This window comes from Gilliamella sp. Pas-s27 (genome assembly GCF_009795865.1).
Taxonomy (GTDB): domain Bacteria; phylum Pseudomonadota; class Gammaproteobacteria; order Enterobacterales; family Orbaceae; genus Gilliamella.
Window position 1 is genome coordinate 1 of record NZ_WTEW01000039.1, and the last position, 6,835, is coordinate 6,835.

Annotated in this window: 10 protein-coding genes; all 10 read left to right on the forward strand. The window is 29.5% G+C overall.

All coding sequences use genetic code 11. The features are described from left to right. The first annotated feature begins 89 nt into the window (after positions 1 to 89). Positions 90 to 302: a putative peptidoglycan-binding domain-containing protein gene (locus tag GQ589_RS11000; RefSeq protein ID WP_370519441.1), complete on the forward strand. Its 213-nt coding sequence runs from the start codon at positions 90 to 92 to the stop codon at positions 300 to 302. Continuing rightward, a complete protein-coding gene (locus GQ589_RS11005; RefSeq protein WP_160426174.1) occupies positions 295 to 633 on the forward strand; it encodes a hypothetical protein in 339 nt (112 codons plus the stop codon). The genes GQ589_RS11000 and GQ589_RS11005 overlap by 8 nt, the downstream gene beginning before the upstream one ends. Before the next feature lie 100 nt (positions 634 to 733). Next, positions 734 to 1,324 (forward strand): hypothetical protein, encoded by a 591-nt coding sequence (locus GQ589_RS11010; RefSeq protein WP_160426176.1) that lies wholly within the window; start codon positions 734 to 736, stop codon positions 1,322 to 1,324. A 131-nt stretch (positions 1,325 to 1,455) separates the two neighbouring features. Then, positions 1,456 to 2,529, forward strand: coding sequence for a hypothetical protein (locus tag GQ589_RS11015; protein ID WP_160426178.1), 1,074 nt, complete (start codon positions 1,456 to 1,458; stop codon positions 2,527 to 2,529). Further along, a complete protein-coding gene (locus GQ589_RS11020; protein ID WP_160426180.1) occupies positions 2,529 to 3,896 on the forward strand; it encodes a hypothetical protein in 1,368 nt (455 codons plus the stop codon). The genes GQ589_RS11015 and GQ589_RS11020 overlap by 1 nt, the downstream gene beginning before the upstream one ends. Positions 3,897 to 3,898: 2 nt before the next feature. Next, positions 3,899 to 4,495, forward strand: a complete 597-nt coding sequence (locus tag GQ589_RS11025; RefSeq protein ID WP_160426182.1) for a hypothetical protein — start codon at positions 3,899 to 3,901, stop codon at positions 4,493 to 4,495. 144 nt (positions 4,496 to 4,639) lie between these two features. After that, positions 4,640 to 5,245: a hypothetical protein gene (locus GQ589_RS11030; protein WP_160426184.1), complete on the forward strand. Its 606-nt coding sequence runs from the start codon at positions 4,640 to 4,642 to the stop codon at positions 5,243 to 5,245. Positions 5,246 to 5,277: 32 nt separating this feature from the next. Beyond that, positions 5,278 to 6,213, forward strand: coding sequence for a hypothetical protein (locus GQ589_RS11035; protein WP_160426186.1), 936 nt, complete (start codon positions 5,278 to 5,280; stop codon positions 6,211 to 6,213). A gap of 147 nt (positions 6,214 to 6,360) precedes the next feature. Beyond that, a complete protein-coding gene (locus GQ589_RS11040; protein ID WP_160426188.1) occupies positions 6,361 to 6,579 on the forward strand; it encodes a hypothetical protein in 219 nt (72 codons plus the stop codon). Between the two features lie 75 nt (positions 6,580 to 6,654). After that, on the forward strand, positions 6,655 to 6,835 hold a 181-nt coding region (locus tag GQ589_RS11045), incomplete at its 3' end, for a hypothetical protein (RefSeq protein ID WP_160426189.1).

The window sequence follows — 6,835 nt, forward strand, 5'->3', positions numbered from 1 at the left end:
TAATGATTTTGGCTGTTTGATTCATTTCTGACTCTCCTTTTTGTGTTATAAAATAACTTGAATGTCAGATTAAGTAAAGACTATTACATATTAATGGAAAAATGGGAGAAGCGACAGCTAATATCATTAATTCTATTTCTGATCAAGATAAATTATTAACGCGTATTACTGAAATTAGGAAAGCATATTATACTAAATTAGCTATTAAAGAGGATGGGACTCATACAAAAAACTATGTTTTTTTAAAAGGTTGGTTAAATAGAGTTGATGATTGTTTAAAAGTGGAAATTAAAGATGGCTAGTTTTATGCGCAATATATTATTTTTTTTGTTTGTTTTATTACATTTAGATTATGCATGTGCTTTAGATATTGAACAAACTTGGACTGAAGAAATCTATTTAGAAAAAAATGAAATACCTTATAGTGTTTTTTCTATACAATTAAAAATTGACAATAGTAATATAGTAATAGGGGAATTATGTTCTATTGTTAATTATGGTAATAAAATAGATTGCCCTATACCTTTTGCATCTAAGTTAATTAATAATCAAATTAAGGTTCATTTTGATAGTACTTTTGGTGGTAAAAATGGTATAGCTATTATTAGACTACAAGAAGATAATTTAATTTGAGAATTAATTACTGCTCCTAACGGAGAATATTATTTTGCAACGAAAGCAAAATTACTTCCTGAAAAAATAGAACCATAGTAAGGCGTGGTTTATTCATCCAGTGGCATTATTTAATTTTGTTTCATTAGATTTGATAGATGTTGAAAGTTTCCTTACTAAATACGAAAGTGAACATAAAAATTTTAAAGCAAATGAGAAGGATGTCGTTTCAGACTTTAATCAAAAATCAAAAGATAGTCTTCGAAGGCTCATTAAAAGAATAAACCTTTTTTATAAAGAACATGAAGAATTTAAGCCCAATATTTACTATGTATCTTATATGTTAGCAACAGCTCGTTGGGAAGCTACGTGGGGAAGAGATTTTTTCTGCGCACTGGAAGAACGTTCAGGCAGTTTAGGAAAAGCATATTTTAATAAATATGATCCTGTATTAGCAAGCAATGAATCCCTAAAAAAAAGAGCTAAGGATAATGGAAATACAGAAGAGGGGGATGGTTATAAATATCGTGGTCGAGGCTTAGTTCATTTAACGTGGGAAAATAATTATAAAAAAGCGAGTGACTATTTTGGTATTGATTTTGTTGATCAACCCGATAAAGCAGCTGAACTTGATTATGCCGTACCAATCATGATTTGGGGAATGATGAAAGGGATTTTTACTGGTGGTAAATTGGTCAAGGTATATCTATAAAAGTCATATTGATTACAAAGCAGCAAGAGCAGTAATAAATAGAAATGATAGTGCTGATAATATAGCCTTTTTTGCAAGGCTATTTGAATCAATCCTTGGAGAGACGTCAAATTTAACTGAGGAATTTTAGAATGAGAAAAATAATATTATTGATATTAGTGATGATAATCAGTGCAGTTTGTTCAGCAGAAGAATCTTGCTTAACTAAAAAAAGCATCACAAATCAAAAATTTAATATTAACTCTAAGTCTTATAAGTTTATATCTTACTTTTGTGAAAATAAAAATAGTGATGAAGATGATTTTTTTTCGGAGTCAGGAATACTAGAAGTACATGCAAAAAATTTCAATAAATCATATAAAAATGTAATTGGAATATGGGGGATGCTGAATATTAGATTGGATTCATGGAATAATAAGTCTGCATTTAATTACATTATGCCAGCTGCCGAAACTATTGAAGCCAACATACCTATTATGATTAAAAATAATGAGTTAATGGTTCAATGTGTATATATCAACCAAAGATTAAAAAATTTTATGGAAGCCAAATATTCTTATTGTGGCGATAAAAAAATTATCGAAGATGGATTTGGTAAAGAAGGGTTTGAAAATTTATTTCCTGAGTTTTACTTATACAGTATCTACAATAATATATACTTTCCAGAAAGTAACGAATATTTATCTGACAAACAATTTGATGCTTTTATTGGTAAAATAGATGACATCAGTTTTTATCGACGTTATTTATCACTTGATGACTATTCTTCAAATAAATTTACAGTTGTCATGGTGAATAAGGAAAAAGAATACCATTTTAAAGAATCAGAAATTTACCAGCGAATGGCGAGTAAAACCAGTTCAGAGGGTTTTATTGGTTTAGATATTATTGATGCAAAAGGGAATACTACTTTTTATGATAAAAAGCGATTATTAGAACTACTAAATAAATCTACTCTAAAACCCAATATCACGTCTTATATTCAACAAGAAAGAATCAATCTTTATAGTAACCCCAATGAAAATGAGCCAACAAGTATGTATTTAGTACAAAACGATTTTGTCAAAATTCTGGATGTCATTTGGGATAAAGACCAATATTCTAATGTCTGGTTTAAGGTAAGCTACAGCAGTAAAAAGCACGGAGAAATAATAAAATGGATTAGAGGGTATGCTTTTAATCCTTGGAATTACAGTGAAGGGTGATGATTACAAATATTGAAATAAAAGTACCTTTTTATTGTTATAATCAAATCCAAATTGATTTAGATGAATTTATTAAAAGCAACGAGTTATTCAACGAAATAAGATCTAGAGTTGATGGGTGGGAAAATGGTAAAGTAAAAGGTAGTTGTGTTAAATCTAATAATGAAATCAATTATGAAAATGCATATAACTTAGTCATTAGGGGATTTTTAGCTGTAGATGACGAAGCCAAATTCGAGGCATATTTAAGTAGTGTCGGTAAAGCAAAGGACTCGCCTGAAGCGAAAGGGTTTGAAACATTAAGACGAGAAATAAGCCGTTTTCCTGCAGATTATAAAGAATCCCCCTCGAAAAAGCTGACTAAAGCGCAGTTTGAAAATTATGCCAAAATGGAAGCATTAGAAAAACAAGTAACAGCTTGGGAAAAGACCAAAGAGAAGATAAAAAAGATGTTATGGTGGGAAGATGTTGCTAAAGGCTTAGCCAAGTTAAACCAACAAAACGACACGCAACCAGAAAATGGCGAGGCAACCAATGCCACAACCGCTACAACCACCGCAACAGACACCACCCCACCGGCCACGCTTAGTGCTGACGGCAAGGCGTGGTTTATTCATCCGGTAGCGATGATGGATTATTTCACTAGAGTAGGAATTGTTACTTATCATATTTATCATGACGGAAAAATTGAAAAACATATACCACAAAAAATACTAACAGGGTATGAGCAAAAATATAAATACGTTTATCATGATAAGAATAAAAAGATACATGAGTTGGGTATTTTTACTGTTCATGTGACTAAGGCTATGGCGAGAGGAAATATTCCACAAGCACATAATGTGGAATTAATTAATGTTAAGGAGTTTGAAAAGGGTTACATTTCATCTGATGGTAGTGTTAAAGCAAAATTTGCAACATTTAATAGTGATAGTCATCGATGGTATATAAATCCTGATTGTTTTGCAGGGTTGCTTGGCGCTATGTTAGAACTAAATGCTGATTATTTAGGCTTTAATGGATTTAGCACTCATGATGCTAAATCTGTTCAGAGCAAATCTCATATAAATGGGGTTGCAGGCGATCTAAGGTATATATCAGAAAATCAAAATGGAGAGAGAACAGAATTAACTGATTCTTTTTTCGATTTTAAAAAACAAGAAGAATTTAATACTGCATTATATAAGTTTGGTTGGGCTAGAACGTCATTAATGTATTCGGAATATTTCACGTATAAAAAACACGCGAATACATTACTAAAACATACAAGACATATGAGAAAAGATCCGCCAAATGGATATAGACATCACCATCATTTACATATATGCAGTTTTGATTTTAACTTAATTATAAATGTACAGGATTAAAAATGATCAGGTTTCAATTTTTCTATATATGCATTTTATTAATCTCGTTTTTTTCTTTTGCAGAAGATAAAAATAAAGATCTTAATAATATCCTTTATGAATTTAAAGGATATTCAAAAAAAACATTTCCCTATCATTCTTTGAAAGACTTTTTTGCGGATAATAATCAAATATATGATGAAAAGAATCCAACAAATGCGCTTTTTGATCCCAACACGCCTTTATTAAGTATGGTTGAACATAGAAAACCTTACACAGGTAAAGCGATATTATTTAAAAAGCTTCAGCTTGATAACAAGCTAAATGTGTTCCTTTTTGCTTATTGGGATCATAATGATCAAGATTCATATTATAACCTTCCAACTCTTGAATTACAGATTTTTGATAAGAGTAATAAACTGATTAGCAAAATGATTGTTGTGGATGGTGCACAAGCAGAGTGCTCAATCAATAAAAGAACACGTATTTATAAAAATAAGAAATTTGAAATAATAGAATCAGAGTATTGCATTGATATAGAAACAGACAAGCTTATGACTGAACAACATAAGGTAAGTTATTATTTTATTGATGATAAAGGTAATATTAATTTTGAATAATGAATGTGACTAAGTATAAATTAGAATAATAACATGCTTTCTTCATCACTTTTATTAGCTTATATTAAATAATATCCTAATAAAAAAGAACACGATTTATTAAGATGTTGAATTAGGCATAAATAACATTAAGGATAGTTAACAATGAAATTTTTTGAACGGTTTATCATTATCTGCCTATTATCATTATTTAGTGTAAATATGGCATTTTCAGAAAATTTAAATAGTGATTTACGTTACTATCATAAAATCAAATTACCTTATTCTTCTAATGAATTAAAAAAATATTATTATTGGGGAGAATATGGCTTGTATCTTTCCCCTAATATGCCATTTCCATTAAGATTTACGAATAAAGAATTTTCATTTAAGCCAAAATTATTTGAATATCTTACTAAAACAACTTTTTATTTTCCTCATTGTTATTTTTATTATAAGGACATTTTATATAAAGGCATTATCCAAATGGCTATAGGTGAAAATGATGAAAAAGTTTTTACTTTTCAGATATATAGTTATGATAATAACGGAAATTTGTTGGATACAATACTTTTGTACAAAATTAAAAATGGCGAAATATCCTATTGGAATGATTTTGTAATAAAGCCTGATGGCAAAATATTAATTAAACAACATCAACAGCAAAATCTTTTTGAACACGATGAAAACCCAAAAGATAAAAAAGTTTATACAATAGAAAACAAATATCAAATGAGTTCTTCTGGCATTTTTAACACAATAAAGGATTAAGTAATGAAAAATTTATTTTTTATTAATATATAGTGTTATTTTTATTTAGTTTTTGCTGTTATGGTCAGGAAATTGATGTTATTGAGAACTATAAAGGTAAATCTTTTCTTAACTCGATAGATATCTCTAAACTAACAAAAGATTGCGAAAAAACTGATAATTTTTGGCATATTACAAATACTGAACGAGAAGAAATACTTGAGCGTTGTCCAATTAATCAAATGGCCTCATATTTTGATAATTTATATGAAATTATTAGAAATAATATTGTTATATATGATGTAAATGATTTAAAGCTTACTATTAATAAAAAAATCTATAATAAAACCGTTAATAATAAAATATATCCGGTTAAAGAGCTTAACTTATCCATTTTTCATAAAGGAAACTTTAAAGATAAAATTATATTGGCAAATAGTTCTTATGATGTTGAAGGTTATTATTGGTTAAGTAATCAATACTATTATATTTCGCCTAGTAAAGATGTTTATTTATTATTGGTCAAAGATATCGATACTAGTGTAAAACCAATATTCTGGAAGCATTATCAAATAGATGAAAAAGACTTACAATTTCAACTTAAAGAGTTATTAATTGACGAAGGTTATAAATATCAAATTACTTACCCCGATCAATTCAAAATTCTCGAAGGTTCGCTTGAAACATCAAAATTTCAAATTAATAAACTAAAAACTTGTTATCAAGAAGAATACTCGACTAGTTGTAGTATAGATTCTTATCGTTACTATCATGACCTTTTATCTCAAAAAACCATATCGCTTAAAGATAAAAAAACGAATCTTAATGAATCTATAGACGAAATAGATAAACAAATTAATAAAATATGTTTATCAATAGCTGCACCTAATTATTATTATGAAACAGAGGGTTTTACTTATAACATTACAAAATGTTTAGTAGAACAAATAAACAAAAAAATAGATCAAACACTATTGTCATTAAAATAGCACAGCTAAAAATTAGGTAACGGTCCAAACGATAAAGAATTTTGCCCTCATTTACATGTTGAATGTTTCACCTGTGAAGACTTACCAAGTTATATTACTCAAACACAAGCGGAAGCGAGTAAACCACCAGAGGAAGATAAAGCCTTTTTGGGTATAGCTAAAAAGTTAAAACTACTGGAAAAAGAAGCTGCATCGGATACGACAGTGGGTAAACCATATGCAAAGAGCAAAATCAATATAATGAGTCAAGATGTGAAGGTGGCTTGGTTGCAAATTGAAATACAGTCATCAGAAACTGAGATAAAGACATTATGGATAAAAAATGAAGCGGCTATTGCCAAAGTAGCCAAACCCAATGGGGAGTAATCTTTAGCCGAAAACACGGTTGCTTGGACTAAGCATCCTTTACAAGCGAGTAATATACCCAGTAGCACACTAATTGTGGGCACGGCATTACAGGTCGAGATGAATGATGCAAAGTTATCGCTAAGAGACAATCGAGCAATAGATGCACAAGGTAACTTGTGGTTAAAAGTCGATGTACTTGATGATAAAAACCGAAAAAGAAGTGGTTGGGTGTTAGTGAATGGTGAAGGTGCTAAGCGGGTCTGTTGTTGGGATT